This window comes from Kitasatospora sp. NPDC097691, assembly GCF_040302665.1.
In the GTDB taxonomy this organism is placed as follows: Bacteria; Actinomycetota; Actinomycetes; order Streptomycetales; family Streptomycetaceae; genus Kitasatospora.
Genome location: NZ_JBEORY010000002.1, coordinates 266,390 through 281,893 on the forward strand (window position 1 = coordinate 266,390; position 15,504 = coordinate 281,893).

General features: G+C 75.4%; 12 protein-coding genes and 1 riboswitch. Of the genes, 5 read left to right on the forward strand and 7 right to left on the reverse strand.

The window, feature by feature from the left end:
- Window positions 1–146 precede the first annotated feature (146 nt).
- Window positions 147–332: riboswitch (M-box (ykoK) riboswitch) on the reverse strand.
- Between the two features lie 346 nt (window positions 333–678).
- The 3 genes from ABTY56_RS02600 to aceA all read right to left on the reverse strand — a co-directional run bounded on the left by ABTY56_RS02600 (window position 679) and on the right by aceA (window position 4,560).
- Window positions 679–1,545, reverse strand: a complete 867-nt coding sequence (locus ABTY56_RS02600) for a 3-hydroxybutyryl-CoA dehydrogenase (RefSeq protein WP_350625728.1) — start codon at window positions 1,543–1,545, stop codon at window positions 679–681.
- 11 nt (window positions 1,546–1,556) lie between these two features.
- Window positions 1,557–3,170, reverse strand: coding sequence for a malate synthase A (gene aceB, locus ABTY56_RS02605; RefSeq protein WP_350625730.1), 1,614 nt, complete (start codon window positions 3,168–3,170; stop codon window positions 1,557–1,559).
- 97 nt (window positions 3,171–3,267) lie between these two features.
- Entirely contained in the window at window positions 3,268–4,560 is a 1,293-nt protein-coding gene (gene aceA / locus ABTY56_RS02610) for an isocitrate lyase (protein WP_350625732.1), read from the reverse strand.
- Window positions 4,561–4,905: 345 nt separating this feature from the next.
- Here aceA and ABTY56_RS02615 point away from each other — a divergent pair, with 345 nt between their 5' ends.
- Window positions 4,906–6,309 carry a short-chain fatty acyl-CoA regulator family protein gene (locus tag ABTY56_RS02615; RefSeq protein ID WP_350625734.1) on the forward strand — a complete coding sequence of 468 codons (1,404 nt, stop codon included), beginning with the start codon at window positions 4,906–4,908 and terminating at the stop codon, window positions 6,307–6,309.
- Window positions 6,310–6,468: 159 nt separating this feature from the next.
- Entirely contained in the window at window positions 6,469–7,179 is a 711-nt protein-coding gene (locus ABTY56_RS02620) for a DUF4232 domain-containing protein (RefSeq protein WP_350625736.1), read from the forward strand.
- Between the two features lie 132 nt (window positions 7,180–7,311).
- Here ABTY56_RS02620 and ABTY56_RS02625 read toward each other — a convergent pair whose 3' ends face one another.
- Together ABTY56_RS02625 and ABTY56_RS02630 are read right to left on the reverse strand one after the other, a co-directional pair.
- Window positions 7,312–8,001 carry a phosphonatase-like hydrolase gene (locus ABTY56_RS02625; protein ID WP_350625738.1) on the reverse strand — a complete coding sequence of 230 codons (690 nt, stop codon included), beginning with the start codon at window positions 7,999–8,001 and terminating at the stop codon, window positions 7,312–7,314.
- 4 nt (window positions 8,002–8,005) lie between these two features.
- Window positions 8,006–8,767, reverse strand: a complete 762-nt coding sequence (locus ABTY56_RS02630) for a GntR family transcriptional regulator (protein WP_350625740.1) — start codon at window positions 8,765–8,767, stop codon at window positions 8,006–8,008.
- A gap of 162 nt (window positions 8,768–8,929) precedes the next feature.
- Between ABTY56_RS02630 and ABTY56_RS02635 the strand changes: the two genes are divergently transcribed.
- From ABTY56_RS02635 to ABTY56_RS02645, 3 genes are all read left to right on the forward strand, one after another.
- The gene (locus ABTY56_RS02635) at window positions 8,930–10,126 is read left to right on the forward strand and encodes a TIGR03364 family FAD-dependent oxidoreductase (protein ID WP_350625742.1); all 1,197 of its coding nucleotides are present in this window, start codon (window positions 8,930–8,932) and stop codon (window positions 10,124–10,126) included.
- Window positions 10,127–10,273: 147 nt separating this feature from the next.
- Complete coding sequence (locus ABTY56_RS02640) at window positions 10,274–10,987, forward strand: hypothetical protein (protein WP_350625744.1); 714 nt, start codon at window positions 10,274–10,276, stop codon at window positions 10,985–10,987.
- A 157-nt stretch (window positions 10,988–11,144) separates the two neighbouring features.
- Complete coding sequence (locus ABTY56_RS02645) at window positions 11,145–11,834, forward strand: SDR family oxidoreductase (RefSeq protein ID WP_350625746.1); 690 nt, start codon at window positions 11,145–11,147, stop codon at window positions 11,832–11,834.
- 58 nt (window positions 11,835–11,892) lie between these two features.
- On the opposite strand, the gene ABTY56_RS02650 is transcribed toward ABTY56_RS02645, so the two are convergent.
- Both ABTY56_RS02650 and ABTY56_RS02655 read right to left on the reverse strand, forming a co-directional pair.
- On the reverse strand, window positions 11,893–13,713 hold the full coding sequence (locus ABTY56_RS02650) for an ATP-binding cassette domain-containing protein (RefSeq protein ID WP_350625748.1): 1,821 nt from the start codon (window positions 13,711–13,713) through the stop codon (window positions 11,893–11,895).
- An 87-nt stretch (window positions 13,714–13,800) separates the two neighbouring features.
- Window positions 13,801–15,432 carry an ATP-binding cassette domain-containing protein gene (locus ABTY56_RS02655; protein ID WP_350625750.1) on the reverse strand — a complete coding sequence of 544 codons (1,632 nt, stop codon included), beginning with the start codon at window positions 15,430–15,432 and terminating at the stop codon, window positions 13,801–13,803.
- Window positions 15,433–15,504 lie beyond the last annotated feature (72 nt).

The following is a 15,504-nucleotide window of genomic DNA, read 5'->3' on the forward strand; positions in this document are numbered from 1 at the left end:
GCGCCTCGGACGGCGGAAGGACGGCGAGGACGACACGGGAATGGGCCGACTATGGCCAGGACTTCCGTCCATCACGCCTCCCTCCCGGTCTCGGCCGCGCATCGGGGTCGCGGCGGCACGGCAGGGGGAGACCGGCGTCACCGCCGGGTGCACCCCCACTCGTCAGAGCTTTGGCACTCCACGGCGTGTCCCTGGTCGCTGGTCGTGAGCGACGGGAAGCCACTTGGGGTCACCCCTTGGGCCGGGGAGACCTGTCCTGATCCGGAGCGTCTCTCGACGGGTGGGATCAGTGGCCTGTGTCCGTGAAGACGCCTCACCGAACGAGGTGTCTGTTGAATCGGCCCCAGGATAGGCCCCCGCCGCCGGTCCGGCGAAATCCTTGACCGGACCTTGACCCCGCGGTGACCTGCGGGGGAGCCGCCGGGCGCAGCTCGGGGCCCGGCCCCGGACGGCGCCGTGCGCGGGCGCGCCGAACGGTGACGGAGTCTCACCATCCGGACGTGTGGCGGGACTTCCACGCCCGCCCGGGCGGTTCGCTCCGGCGGTTCGGACGGCACGGAGCCCCGGAGGGCGCGCGGTCGGCGCGTACTCCGGGGCTCGGTCGGGTCCGTCGGTCACGAACGCCGTCGGTGAACGGCGAATGGCGGACGGCGGACTGCGGCTGGTGCCGAGGGGCCGTCAGGCCGTCCGGTGGACGTGGAACCCGCGCCCGCTCTTGCGGCCGAGAAGTCCGGCCTCCACCATGCGGGAGAGCAGCGGAGGCGGGGCGTACAGCGGCTCCTTGTACTCCTCGTACAGCGACCGGGCGATCGCCTCGACGGTGTCCAGGCCGATGAGGTCGGCGAGGGCGAGCGGGCCCATCGGGTGGGCGCAGCCGTGGACCATGCCGGCGTCGATGTCCTCGGGGGTGGCGTGGCCGGCCTCGGCCATCCGGATCGCCGAGAGCAGGTAGGGCACGAGCAGGGCGTTGACGACGAAGCCGGCCCGGTCGCGGGAGCGGATGACGTGCTTGCCGAGGGTGTCCCGGGCGAAGCCCTCGACCCGGGCGGCCACGGCGGGGGCGGTGTGCAGCGAGGAGACCAGCTCCACCAGCGGCATGACCGGTGCGGGGTTGAAGAAGTGCAGGCCCAGGACGTGGGAGGCCCGGCCGGTGGCGATGCCGAGGCGGGTGAGGGGGATGGCGGAGGTGTTGGTGGCGAGGACGGCGTCCTCGGCGACGAGCACCTTGTCCAGGGTGGTGAGCACCTCGGTCTTGACCCGCTTGTCCTCGACGACGGCCTCGACGACGAGTTGGCGGTCGGCCAGCGCTTCCGGGTCGTCGGCGAACAGCAGGTGGGCCCAGGCGTCGGTGCGCTGCTGCTCGCTGATCCGGCCGCGGTCGACGGCGCGGTGCAGGGAGCGGTCGATCCGGGCCCGGGCGGCGCGCAGGGCCTCCCGGCCGTTCTCGCAGACGACGGTGTCGAGCCCGGCGCGGGCGAAGACCTCGGCGATGCCGGAGCCCATCTGTCCGGCGCCGACGACGGCCACGCGGCGGATGTCGTTCATGAGGATGCCCTTCAGCTGACCGGTGCGGTGGTGCGGACGAGGTGGCGGGCGTAGGCGTCGGTGGTGAGGAAGGCGGGCAGCTCCGCGCCGAGGGCGGTGTCCGTCAGGATGCGCACCGCGTCGTCCACCGGTGCCGGGTCGGCGCCCTCGGCGAGCAGGGCGGCCCGCTCACGGTCGATCAGCCGCCGTACGAGGTCCGGCGTGGCGAGCGAGCCGCCGGTCAGCCGGGTGCAGTGGTGCTGCCACTGCCAGATCTGGCAGCGGGCGATCTCGGCGGTGGCGACGTCCTCCATCAGCCCGAAGACGGCGACCGCGCCGGAGCCGTTCAGCCAGGCGACCAGGTAGCGCAGGGCGACGGCGACGTTGGCGCGCAGGCCCTGCTCGGTGGGCAGGCCGGCCGAGAGCCGCTGGACGCCCAGCAGGTCGGCGGCGGTGACCTCGACGTCCTCGCGGGTGCGGTCGAGCTGGTGCGGGTGGTCGCCGAGGACGGCGTCGAAGGCGGTGCGGCAGGTGGCGACCAGGCCGGGGTGGGCGACCCAGGAGCCGTCGAAGCCGTCGCCGGCCTCGCGTTCCTTGTCGGCCCGGACCCTGGTCAGGGCGGCCTCGTTGGCGGCGGGGTCGCGCTGGGGGATGGCGGCGGCCATGCCGCCGATGGCGTGGGCGCCGCGCCGGTGGCAGGTGCGCACCAGCAGGTCGGTGTAGGCGCGCATGAAGGGCTGGGTCATGGTGAGGGTGGCGCGGTCGGGCAGGACGTAGCGCGGGCCGTGGTGGGCGAAGTTCTTGATCAGGCTGAACAGGTAGTCCCAGCGGCCGGCGTTGAGTCCGGCGGCGTGGTCGCGCAGCTCGTGGAGGATCTCGTCCATCTCGAAGGCGGCGGTGACGGTCTCGATCAGGACGGTGGCCCGGATCGTGCCGTACGGGATGCCCAACTCGGCCTGTGCGTAGGTGAACACGTCGTTCCAGAGCCTGGCTTCGAGGTGGTTCTCCAGCTTGGGGAGGTAGAAGTACGGGCCGGATCCGGCCGCGATCTGCGGCCGGCCGCAGTGGAAGAGGTACAGGCCGAAGTCGACCAGCGCGCCGATCGCGGGGCGTCCGTCGATCAGCAGGTGCTGCTCGTCCAGGTGCCACCCGCGGGGGCGGACCACGATGGTGGCGGGGTCGTTCCCGATGTAGTAGCGCTTGCCCTCCGGGGTGGTGTCGTCGATCCGGCGGTCGATCGCGTCCATCAGGTTGAGCTGGCCGGTCACGAGGTTGTGCCAGGTGGGAGAGGTGGCGTCCTCGAAGTCGGCGAGCCACACCCTGGCACCGGAGTTGAGGGCGTTGACGGCCATCCGGCGTTCGGGCGGGCCGGTGATCTCCACCCGGCGGTCGGCGAGGCCGGGCCCGGCACCGGCCACCCGCCAGCCGAGGTCCTCCCGGACGGCGCGGGTCTCCGGGAGGAAGTCCAGGGCGCCGCCGGCCGCCGGCGCGGCGGCGCGGCGTGCGCGTTCGGCGAGGAGCTCGGTGCGACGGGCGGCGAACCCGTCGTGCAGACGGGCGAGGAAGGCGAGCGCCTCGGGCGTCAGGACCTCCTCGAAGCGGTCCTCGGGCTCGCCGAGGATCTCGATACGGCTGGGCTGGCTCATCCGGTTCTCCAGGAAGATGGGCCCGGGGCCTCGTCCCTCGACGAGGCCCCGGGCGGAGTGGGCGGCGGCTCGTCCCCGACGAGCCCGCCGGGGTGGCTCAGTGGAACTGCTCGGCCTCCGTGGAGCCGGTCAGCGCGAGGGTCTCGGCGTTCGGGTTGAGCGCGGCGGAGACCAGGTCGAAGTAGCCGGTGCCGACCTCGCGCTGGTGCTTCACCGCGGTGTACCCGTCCGGCACGGCGGCGAACTCGGCCTCCTGCAGGTCGACGTAGGCCGTCATGCCGTGCTCGGCGTAGCCGCGGGCCAGCTGGAACATCGAGTGGTTGAGCGCGTGGAAGCCGGCCAGGGTGATGAACTGGAAGCGGTAGCCCATCGCGCCCAGCTCCCGCTGGAACTTGGCGATCCGGTCGTCGTCCAGCGCGGCCTTCCAGTTGAAGGACGGCGAGCAGTTGTAGGCCAGCATCTTGTCCGGGTACTCGGCCTTGATCGCCTCGGCGAACTCGCGGGCCTGGGCGAGGTCCGGGGTGCCGGTCTCCACCCAGATCAGGTCCGCGTACGGGGCGAAGGCGAGGCCGCGGGAGATCACCGGTGCCATGCCCGGCTCGACCCGGTAGAAGCCCTCGGCGGTGCGCTCGCCGGTGCAGAACCGGGCGTCGCGCTCGTCGACGTCGCTGGTCAGCAGGTTGGCGGCGAGCGCGTCGGTGCGGGCGACGACCAGGGTCGGCACGTCGGCGATGTCGGCCGCGAGGCGGGCCGAGTTGAGCGTGCGGACGTGCTGGGCGGTGGGGACGAGCACCTTGCCGCCGAGGTGGCCGCACTTCTTCTCCGAGGCGAGCTGGTCCTCGTAGTGGATGCCCGCGGCGCCGGCGGCGATCATGCCCTTGGTGAGCTCGAAGGCGTTCAGCGGGCCGCCGAAGCCGGCCTCCGCGTCGGCGACGATCGGCACCAGCCAGTCCGGGCCGTCGTTGCCCTCGGCGGCGTCGATCCCGTCGGCGCGCAGCAGCGCGTTGTTGATCCTGCGCACCACCTGGGGCACGGAGTTGGCGGGGTAGAGGCTCTGGTCGGGGTAGGTCTGCCCGGCCTGGTTGGCGTCGGCGGCGACCTGCCAGCCGGACAGGTAGACCGCCTGCAGTCCGGCCTTCACCATCTGGACGGCCTGGCCGCCGGTCAGCGCGCCGAGGGCGTGGACGTAGTCCTGCTCGTGCAACTGCCGCCACAGGCGCTCGGCGCCGCGCCGGGCCAGGGTGTGCTCCTCGCGCACCGTGCCGGACAGACGGACCACGTCGGCCGCCGTGTACGTGCGCTCGATGCCCGCCCACCGCGGGTCGGACGCCCACCGGGCGGCCAGCTCCGCCGCCTGCTGCTCCTGCTGCCGCCGAACCGACTGAGTCATGGGTCTGCTCCCCGAGGGTGCTCGTTGCGAAGGATGTGACACACCTCACCGCGAGGGCGAGTGGGCGGCCGGGTGGTGCCGGGCGGCGGTGGAACACCGCGAGACGTGGACGCCCGGACAGCGCGCCCGGCCGCGACCGACCCGGTGTACCGCTGCTGTCCTGCGCACCTCCCGGCCGCACCACCGACTCTGGCAGCTCACGGAACCGCCGTCACCGGTGGACCGTTGCCAACTTCTGCGAACGATCGGCAGCAAATCTGCGAAGGTTGCGACGATCCGGCCCCGGCCCCGGCGGATAGGCTGCCCCCGCCGCATCCGCCCAGGGCGCGCAGTGGAGGGAGCGACATGGGGAAGGCCTTCGCCGGCGCCAGGCTGCGCCGGCTGCGCGAGGAGCGGGGCCTCAGCCAGGCCGCCCTCGCCCGGCTGCTCGACCTCTCGCCCAGCTACCTCAACCAGCTGGAGCACGACGCCCGCCCGCTCACCGTCCCGGTCCTGCTGCGCCTCACCGAGGCCTTCGGGGTCGAGGTCGGGTACTTCGCCCCGCCGGACAGCGCCCGGCTCACCGCCGAACTGCGCGACGCGCTCGGCGAGGAGCTCGCCGCAGGCCGGGTCACCCCCGGGGAGCTCGACGAACTCGCGGCCCGACTGCCCACCGTGGCCCGGCTGCTGATGGACCTCGGCCGCAGCCGCCGCGCGGTCGCCGAGGAACTCGCGGTCCTCGCCGGGGAACGCGGCCCGGCGGCCGACGCCCTCACCCCGCACGAGCAGGTCCGCGAGTTCTTCTACCGCCGCCGGAACTACGTCGACGAACTCGACACCGCAGCCGAGGACTTGGCGAGAAGCATCGACCTCCGGCGGGGCGAGGTGAGAGCGGCGCTGGCCGACCGGCTGGCCGGCGCGCACGGAGTCCGGATCGCCGCCGGGGGCGAGCACCTGCACCGGTACGACCCGCGCACCAGGGTGCTGAGCCTGTCGGACCGGCTGCGCCCGGGGCAGCAGGCCTTCCGGATGGCCACCCAGCTCGGCTACCTGGAACACGACCCGCTGCTGTCCGAACTCGCGGCCGAGGACAGCCCGGAGGGCTCCACCGCGTGGTCGCTCACCCGGATCGGCCTGGCGAACCACTTCGCCGCCGCCCTCGTCCTGCCCTACACGGCCTTCCACGCGGAGGCCGAGTCCGCGCGCTACGACATCGAATACCTGGCCGACCACTTCGGCGTCGGCTACGAGACGGTCTGCCACCGGCTCAGCACCCTGCAGCGGCCCCGGCTGCGCGGGGTGCCGTTCTCCTTCGTCCGGGTCGACCGGGCGGGCAACGTCTCCAAGCGCCAGTCCGCCACCGACTTCCACTTCTCCCGCACCGGCGGCACCTGCCCGCTGTGGAACGTCTACGAGGCCTTCGCCGCGCCCGGCCGGGTCCACGTCCAGGTCGCCGCCATGCCCGACGGCCGCCGCTACCTCTGGACCGCGCGCGCCGTCACCCGCTCACCCGGCGGCTGGGGCCGCCCCGGCAAGACCTTCGCCATCGGCCTCGGCTGCGAGATCCGGCACGCCGGACGGCTCGTCTACTCGGCGGGCCTGGACCTGGGCGACGAGCGGGCGGCCACCCCGATCGGCCTCGGCTGCAAGGTGTGCGACCGCCCCGCCTGCCCGCAGCGGGCCGCGCCCGCGATCGGCCGGCCGCTGGCGGTCGACGAGCACAGCAGCAGCTTCGTCCCGTACCCCGCGCTGCCCGAACCCCGGGACTGACGGCCTGGCCGGTCGTCACCATGCGACGGTTGCCTCCCGGTTCCGTCACCGTCCTGTCACACCCGGGCGCCAGGGGAACCGGAACCGGGACGGCGGTGTGTACGGGGCAGGTGCCCGCACCGGGCCGGCACCGCTCCATCTCCATCCCTCGGGGGAACCATGCAGGACACGCAGTACGGGAAGCAGACCCGAAGAGCCGCGGTCGCCGTCGTCTCGGCCGCCACCGCAGCTCTGCTGATCACGGCTTGCGGGCCGGGGGGCGACGGGCCCGGGCCGGCTGCGGCGCCGACCGCGGCGCCGACGGCGGCGGCCACCGCCTCGACCGTGCCGAGTGCCACGCACCCGGCCCCCACCAAGGGCACCACGGCGTCCGGGGCACCGGCCACCGGAACCACGCCGACCGCCGGATCGCCGTCCGCGGGCGCGGCTCCGGCCTGCGCGGCCGGTGACCTGAAGGTCGACGCCCACCAGGCGCAGCAGCGGCCCCCGGGCACCGGGGTGGGAGCGGCGATCGTCGCGTTCACCAACACCTCGGCGCACCCGTGCACGCTGCAGGGCTTCCCGACCGTGGCCGGGGCGGCCAACGGCTCCCCGGACCGCAACGCCCCGCTCGCCGTGACCCACACCGGTTCCGCCACCCCGGTCCGGGTGGCCCCGGGCGGGAAGGCCTGGGTGAAGCTCACCTTCGTCCAGGTGCAGGGCGAGGGCGACGGCAGCTGCGCCTCCGGGGCCACGCCGGTCGCCTACCCCACCCTCGTGCTGGGCCTGCCGGGCGCGGGAGCGCACCAGGTGGCCCTGGACGACGGGCTCTTCGCCGAGTGCGACAACAAGGTGACCACCACCGCGCTGCTGGCCACCAGTCCGTCCTGACGGGGCGTCCGCCGCGGCGGCCCCGGCGGGCCGCCGCCCCGGCCGCAGCCGTGGAAGAAGCATGAGCCGCCCGGGCGTACGCCCCGGCGGCTCACGGCTCCAGCGGCCCGACACCGGCATCAGGCGGTGGGGTCAGGCCGTCGGGCGGGCCTCGGGGAGCGACGGGATGTCGGCGACGCTGTCCAGCACGTAGGTGTGCGGGTGCCCCTCGAAGTCGTCGCGGGTGAGCTCCCCGGTCAGCACGCCGATGACCACGCCGGCCCCGGCATTGGCGCCGGCCTCGACGTCGACGACGGTGTCGCCGGCGGCCAGCACCCGGCGGGTGTCGATCACCCCGGTCTTCTCCATCGCCCGGTGGATCATGTGCGGGGCCGGACGCCCGCGCGGGACCTCGTCCGAGGTGACCACGGCGTCGAGGTTGCCGCCCTCGCCGGTGGACCAGCCCAGCGACTCCAGCAGCGGGTACGCGACGTCGTCGCTGAAGCCGGTGGTCAGGGCGACCTTGATGCCGCGTCGGCGCAGCTCGGCCAGGGCGTCCTCGACACCGGGGACGGCCTGCGGGGGAGTGGCCCGGTAGGCCTCGCGCAGGAACTCGGTGAAGGCGGCGTAGCCGTCCTCGACGAGCTCGGGGGTGGGGGTGCCTCCGCCTATGCGGACCAGGGCGGCGATGGCCTCGCGCTTGTCGGTGCCCATCCAGGTCTGGAGGTCGGCCTCGGTGACGGCCACTCCGGTGCGCTCGACGGCGGTGCGCAGCGCCCGGTAGACGGCACCCGCCTCGTCGATGGTGGTTCCGGCCATGTCCAGGGCGGCGAGCTCGATCACGGTGTCAGTCCTCTTCGGTGCGGTAGCGGCCGATGACGGTACGGCCTTCGATGGTGTTCTCGATGGTGAAGGTGGCCATGGCGGGCAGGTAGCGGTCGTCCGCGTCCTCCAGCGGCACGCCCAGGCTCGACGTGGTGAGCCGCCGGACGCGCAGCAGCGGGGCGCCGACGGCGACCCGGAGGAGTTCGGCGTCGGGCGGCTCGGCGGCGACGGCGTCGATGGTGTGCCGCGCGCGGTGCAGATCGACCTCGCGGCGCAGCAGTTCCTCGTAGACGGATCCGCGGTCCGGGTCGAAGTCGAACAGGATGCGGCCGACCTCGTGGACGAAGGTGGAGCGTTCCAGCATGGCCGGGACGTCGTCCAGCAGTCGCAGCCGGACGAGTTCGACGACGGGTGCGCCCTCGGCGAGGCCGAGCCGGGCCGCGGCCTCCGGGGACGCCCGGCGGCGGGCCACCTCGATGGTGCGCTGCCCGGGCTCGCGGCCGATGGTGCGGGCCCACTGGGTGAAGGACAGGAACGTGCCGAACGGCTGGGAGGGCGCCGTGCGGCGGGCGACGGGCGGCTTCCCGCGGCCGCCGACCAGGCTGCCCTCGTGGCGCAGCATGGCCAGGGCCTGGCGGACCGGGCCGCGGGAGGTACCGAACTCGGCGCAGAGCTGCGACTCGCTGGGCACCGGCAGGCCCTCGGGCCACTCGCCGGACTCGATGCGGCGCTGGAACTCGGCGCCGAGCCGTTGGTGGAGCGGAAGCTCGTCACTTGTCTTCACAAGTCGACTATGACACCCGAGGGCGGAACTTCTCAAGGCGGGCCCACCTGGTCGTTTCTGCTGTCAGCCAGTCTTCACCGGTGGCCGTCGCGTGGGTGAACAGACGGTAACTTGTACATACATGTCTTGACGGCGATGCCGACGAACCCGGAACCTGGAGCCATGAGCAGCAGCACCACACCCACGACCGCCCCCGCCTCCTCCCGTACGCGCACACCGGGCACTCCCGGCCGCAGCGACGTGGTGATCGTCGGCGCCGGCATCATAGGCCTCGCCCACGCCTTCGAGGCACTGGGCAACGGGCTGTCCGTCACCGTCGTCGACCGCGACCGGCAGCCCGTCGGCGCCTCGGTCCGCAACTTCGGCCACTGCTGCATCAGCGCCCAGGACGGCGACCTGCTCGCCCTCGCCCAGCGCTCCCGGCCCGGCTGGCTGCGCGCCGCCGAAACCGCCGGCATCTGGGCCGAGGAGGCCGGCACCCTGGTGGTGGCCCGCTCCGCGACCGAGGCGGCCGTCCTGGAGGAACTGCACGACGAGCGCGGCGGCGACGCCGTCGAGCTGCGCACCGCCGCGCAGACCGCCGAGCTGCTCGGTCGCGCGGACGGTGCCGCCGACGACCTGGTGGGCGGCGCGTTCCTGCCCGCCGACCTGCGCGTCAACCCGCGCGAGGCGGCGCCCGGCCTGGCCCGCTGGGTGGCCGAGCAGCCGCGGGGCCGGGTCCTGTGGGGCACCGCCGTCACCGGCGTCGAGCCCGGGACGGTCCACACCACGCGCGGGCCGGTCCACGGTGACCGGATCCTGATCTGCGTCGGCCACGACCTCGACTACCTGTTCCCCGACATCGCCGAGGACCACGAGATCCAGCGCTGCCGCCTCACCATGGCCCGGGCCGCCGCCCCGGTCGGGTTCCGCACCTCCTCCGCGGTGCTGACGGCCACGTCCATGCTCCGCTACGACGCCTTCACCAGCCGCCCCTCGGCGGCCCGGCTGCGGGAGGAGGTCCTCGGCCACAGCCGCGAACTGCTGGACATCGGCGCCAACGTGATGTTCACCCGGCTCCCGGACGGCACGGTGCTGGTCGGCGACTCGCACCACTACGACGCCACCACCACGCCGTTCGTCGACGAGCGCACCCACGAGCTGCTGACCGACGCGGTCGCCCGGGTCCTGGGCGTGGAGCGCCTGCGGGTCCTCGAACGCTGGCAGGGCATCTACGCCAGCAGCCCCCGCGGGCCCCTGCTGGTGCGCGACCTGGCACCGGGGGTGCGCGCCATCTCCGTCACCTCCGGCATCGGCATGACGCTGTCCTTCGGCCTCGCGGCCGCCACCTTCGACGGCACCCTCGCCCCGACCGCCTGATCACCGGCCGATCGCGCGGGCCGATCGCAGGGCCCGATCGCGCGGGCTGATCTCAGCGGCCGGTCGATCCGCCCGGTGGCACCCGCCACCGGGCGGATCCGTTCCGCGGCGCCTCCGCTGACAGTGCCGCATGACACAGTTCGGCGCATGAACCTCACCACCACACCGCACAGTTGGGACCAGGCCGTCGCCCTCTTCGAGCGCCGCGGCCTGCCCCGTTCCTCCTACGGGAACCTCTACGAGGAGCAGTACGACGTCCATGCCGGCGCGCTCGCGATCGAGGGCCACCTCGACCTCGACGCCGCCGAGCCGGACGGCACCGGCTACATCGTCGACGGCGACCTCGACGTCACCGGCGCCGTCCTCAACACCGACGACGGCTGCCCCGCCCTGGTCGTCCTCGGCGACCTCAGGGCGGCCGCCGTCTACCTGGAGGGCGACGCCAAACTCCTCGTCCGCGGCGACGTCCACGTCGAGGCCTTCGTCGGCAACATGACCGACAAGCTGGTGATGCTCCACGGCGACCTGCACGCCCGGGTCACGGTGCTGTCCGCCGAGTTCGCCCCCGACCTCGTCGCAGGCACCCTGCACGGCCCCGTCCTCGCCCCCGCCTACCTCGCCCCCGCCGCCGCGGAAACGGCCCGCCCCGCCGAGACGGTGCTCGTGCCCGACGTCCTGGCCGGCGCCGACGACGACCCCGACGACCTGCGCGGCTTCGACGCGCCCGGCGTCCACGGCGGCCGGCTGCTGAACCGCATCGAGGCCGGCCTGCCCGTCACCCTGGCCGGCGCCGGTGCCGGTGCAGGTGCCGGTGCAGGTTCGGGTGCCGCCCCGACGGCCGAACGGCCCGTGGCGGGCTGACTTCCCGGCGCGGCCCCGGGGTCGGGCTCCTGACCGGCTGACCGGCCGACGCGCCGACGGGCTGACGGCGCGACGGTTCCGGTGCCCCGGGGCACGGCTGGCCAGGACGGCGGGAAATCGCCGTTCCGACGCGGTCACGGTGGGTAAGGGGGCCGGCATGGGCGTTCATCTCATCACCGGTGCGGGCTCGGGAATCGGCGCCGCGGTCGCCGGGGTGCTGGCGGAGCGGGGCGAGGACCTCTGGCTGCTGGCCAGGGACGAGGCCCGGGCGGAGGAACTGCGGTCGCGTTTCCCGGGGAGCCGCACCCTGGCGGCGGACCTCGCGGAGCCGACGGCCCTGGCGGCCGTGCTCGGGAAGCAGGAGCTGCCGGAGCGGCTGGACTCGCTGATGCACGTCGCCGGCACGCTGGAGCCCGGCACGGTGGCGGACCTCGACCCGGCGGTGTGGCAGGGGATGCTGGCGGTCAACTGCGTGGCCCCGGCCGCCTTGACGCGCGTGGTGCTGCCCGCGCTGCGGGCGGCCGCGGGCCGGGTGGTGTTCGTCAACTCCGGGGCGGGGCTGCACGCGCCGCCCGGCCTGGGGGGCTACGCGGCCTCGAAGTTCGCGTTGCGGGCGCTGGCCGAGTCGCTGCGGGCGGAGGAGTACCGCAACGGCGTGCGGGTCACGACGGTCTTCCCGGGCGAGGTCGACACCCCCATGCAGGCCAGGCTGCACGGCGCGCTCGGTCTGCCGTACGACCCGGGCATCTGCCTCGCCGCGGAGTCCGTGGCCGCGGCCGTGGTGGGCGTGCTGGACTTCCCCGCGGACGGCACGCTGAGCGAGCTGACGATCCGGCCGGGCTGCTGAACGACGGGCGCGGGCACCGGGCGGGGTCGGCGGGCCGCCGGCGACCGCGCTCGGCCCGTCAGCTCCCGCCGGAGGGCGGCGCCGTGACGCCGTCCGGCTCCGGGGCGCCGGTCAGCCGACGGTAGGCGGGCACCTCGGCCAGCAGGCTGCGGTGCGTGCCCAGCCGGGCCTGCGACCCGTCCAGGAACAGGACCCGGTCCGCGCGAGCGGCCGGGCCGAGACGGTGCGTGATGGTGACGACCGTGCCGGGCCGGGTGCGGAAGGCCTGGTCGACCCGCCGTTCCGCGGCCGCGTCGAGGTGGCGGGTCGCCTCGTCGAGGATGACGAGGCGCGCCTCGCAGAGGTGGGCGCGGGCCAGCGCGATCAGCTGGCGTTCGCCGGGTGACAGGGCGCTCGGGGCGAGCTGCCCGTCCGGTCCGCCCAGCCGCTCCACCAGGGACCGCGCGCCGACGGCGTCGACCGACCTCAGCACGGCCGCCGTCGAGGCGTGCGGTGCCGGCCACCGGAGGTTCTCCGCGACCGTACCGGTGAAGACGTACGGATCCTGGGGGAGGAGGACCCGGGCCCGGGCGAGGTCCGGGCCCGTCAGCCGGGCGGGCGCGACCCCACCGAGCAGCACCCGGCCGCGGTCCGGGGCCACGACGCCGGCCAGGACGTCGGCGAGCGTGGACTTGCCGATGCCCGACGGGCCGACGACGGCGAGGTGCTCGCCGTCGCGCAGGGCGAGGTCGAGACGGTCGAGGACCGGGTCCGCGTCGGCGCCGTAGGCGAAGCAGACGCCGGAGAGTTCGACGGAACCGTCCGCGGGGAGGGGGCCGGTGCCGTCCGGGGAGCCGCCGGTGGGCACCGCCGCACCGCGCTCGGGCGTTCCGTCCGCGGCGGGCTCCGGACGGCTCGCCCCGGCGAGGCGGTCGGCGGCCACCGCCAGCCGGAGCCAGGAGGTGCCGGCGCCCTGCACCAGCAGCCGCAGGGCCGGTTCCAGCGTGCCCGTCAGGTACGCCAGCACGCCGACCACGGCGCCCGGGGTCAGCCCCCGTCCGACCAGGGTCGGCGCCGACAGGGCGACCAGCAGCAGCGGGAGGTGCGCGCCGAGGGACACGACCAGCCGGCGCGCGCCCGCGAGCCGGGCGAGGGCCAGGCCGGCCGCCTCGTTCGCCGCGACGGTGGCCAGCACCTCGCGCTCGGCCTCGTCCCGGGCGCCGCACGCGACCAGGTCGCGCAGTGCCCGCAGGACGTCGGCGCAGGACCGGGCCAGCTCCTCCTCGGCCGCGAAGGCCTCGCGCTGGCGCCGGGCGGTGACCGGGGCGAGGGCCGCGAACGCGATCAGCGACAGCAGGAGCGGGCCCGCGATCAGTGCGGCGGCGGCCGGGGCGAGGGCGGCGCTGCCGGCCACCACGGCGACCGCCGTCAGCGCGAAGTGGGACACCACCAGCAGTTGTCCCGCGACGGTGTCCCGGACCACCTCGACCTGGCGGGTGAGCCGGGCGACCGCGACCGCCCCCGAACCGTCCGGTCGGCCGGGTGTGGCGGCGGCGTCGTGCAGCATGCCGGACACCACCCCGCCCAACAGCCGGTCGCGCATCGGCTCCACCACCTCGGCAAGCCACGGGTACGCCTGTCGGGACGCCCACGCGCCGGCCAGCGAGACCACGGCGAACAGGGCGAGCCAGCCCGCCGCCTGGGCCGGCCGGCCGGCGATGAAGCCGCGGTCGACCGCCAGCGCCAGCGCCTTGCCCGACACCAGGGCCGGCGCAGCCGAGAGCAGTGACCGGGCGAGGAGCCGGAGCACCGCCGGCCGGCTCCGGGCCAGGGCCGAGCGCAGCAGGTGCAGGGCCGGTCGGTGCGGTCGATCCGGTCGGTGCGTGGCGGACGGGGACATCGAGGCACCTTTCTCGGGTGTGGGGTGACGCGCCGCGGGCGACGGCGGGCGACGGCGGGCGCGGGTGGGCCGGAAAGCCGGACGGCGTCAGTCCTGCGGCCCGCCGCCGAACAGGGCCCGGTAGCCGGGCACGGCGGAGAGCGCGTCGTGCGTGGCCAGCGCATGGACCCGGCCCGCGCGGAGCCAGGCCACCGTGTCGGCCTGCGCGGCCACCGCGGCCCGCCGGGTGACCACCAGCCGGGTGCGGTCGCCGGCCTCGTCCCGCAGGGCCCGCAGCACCCGGTTCTCGGTGGCCGCGTCCAGCGAGGAGGTCGCGTCGTCCAGCACGAGCACCCGGGCGTCGCGGGCCAACGCCCTTGCGATTCCGAGCCGTTGGCGTTCCCCGCCGGAGAACGGGGCCCGGCTCATCGGGGTGCGGTAGCCGTCCGGGAGACGACGGACGAACACGTCGGCCCCGGCTGCCCGGGCGGCCCGCCGGAGGCGTTCCGCCGGGCCGGGCACCAGGCCCAGGCCGATGGCGTCCGCGACCGTCCGGCCGGGCAGCACGGGATCGGCGAAGGCGCAGGCGACGGCCGTGCGCAGCTCGTCCGGGCGGACGGCGGGCAGCGGGACGCCGTCCAGCAGCACCGACCCCTCGTCCGGGTCGAGCAGGCCGGCGGCGACGGCGGCGAGCGCCGACGTGGCGGCGTCGTCGGCGCCGACCACGGCGATCCGACTCCCGGCCGGGACGGTCAGGTCGAGCCGGTCGAGGACGGGGCCGCCGGGCCCGTGGACGACCACCCCGCGCAGCTCCAGGCGCCCGCCACCGCACGTGGCCGGCGGAAGCGGACGGGTGCCCGGGGCGCGGACCGGGGCGTCCAGCACCTCGGTGAGCCGGGCGGTTCCGGCGCGGGCCCGGGAGACGTCGAGCAGGCTCTGGGCGGCGCCGAACCCGCCGAGCCCGATGCCGGTGTAGCCGAGCGCGGCCAGCAGCCCGCCGACGGACAGGGCGTGGGCGGCCACCGCCGCTCCGGCGGCCGCCAGGACGGCGAGTTGGGTCGCCGGGGCGAGCAGGGCGGAGCACCAGGCGATCCGGCGCTGGCTGTCCCAGAGCTCCCGCCCGTGCCGGGACAGCGCGGGGACGGGGCGCAGGACGCGCGCGATCTCACGGTCCACCGCGTGGGCGGCGGCGATGCTGCGGATGCCGGAGACGGCGTCGAGCAGCCGGACCGCGATGTCGGCCTGCGCCTGCTGGTAGCCCTCGCCGAGCCGGGTGGTCCGGCGCAGCTGACGGCGGATCGCCGCGTACCCGAGCGGGGCGGTGCCGAGGAAGGCGAGCGCGGCGGTCGGCGCGAGCACCGCCAGGGCGGCCAGGGCCACTGCTGCCATGGCGAGTTGCGCCACGGAGTAGACCACGGCCGGAGCGGCGAGGGCGGCTTGCGGGGCGCTCGCGGTCAGTCGCGCCGCGACGTCGCCGACCGGGAGCCGCTGCGCCCCGAGCGGGCTGCCGGCGAGCACCCGGCGCACCGTGTGCTCGCGCAGGCGCGCGGTGGCCTCGGCGGAGATCGCGGGGCCGGCGCACTGGCCGACGGCCTCGGAGCCCGCCAGCAGGGCGAGCGTCCCGGCCAGCGACAGGACGCCCCCGCCGCCCGCACCGGACAGCGCCGCGTCGACGGCGTGGGCGAGTACGGCGGGGAGGGCCAGCGTCGCGCCCGTGCTGGTGGCGACGGCGAGGGCCATGACGGCCGACCGGCGGTGCGTGAGGCCGAGTACCTGCCGCAGCCCCGTGGTCCGTTGTTTCCCGTCTCGGGG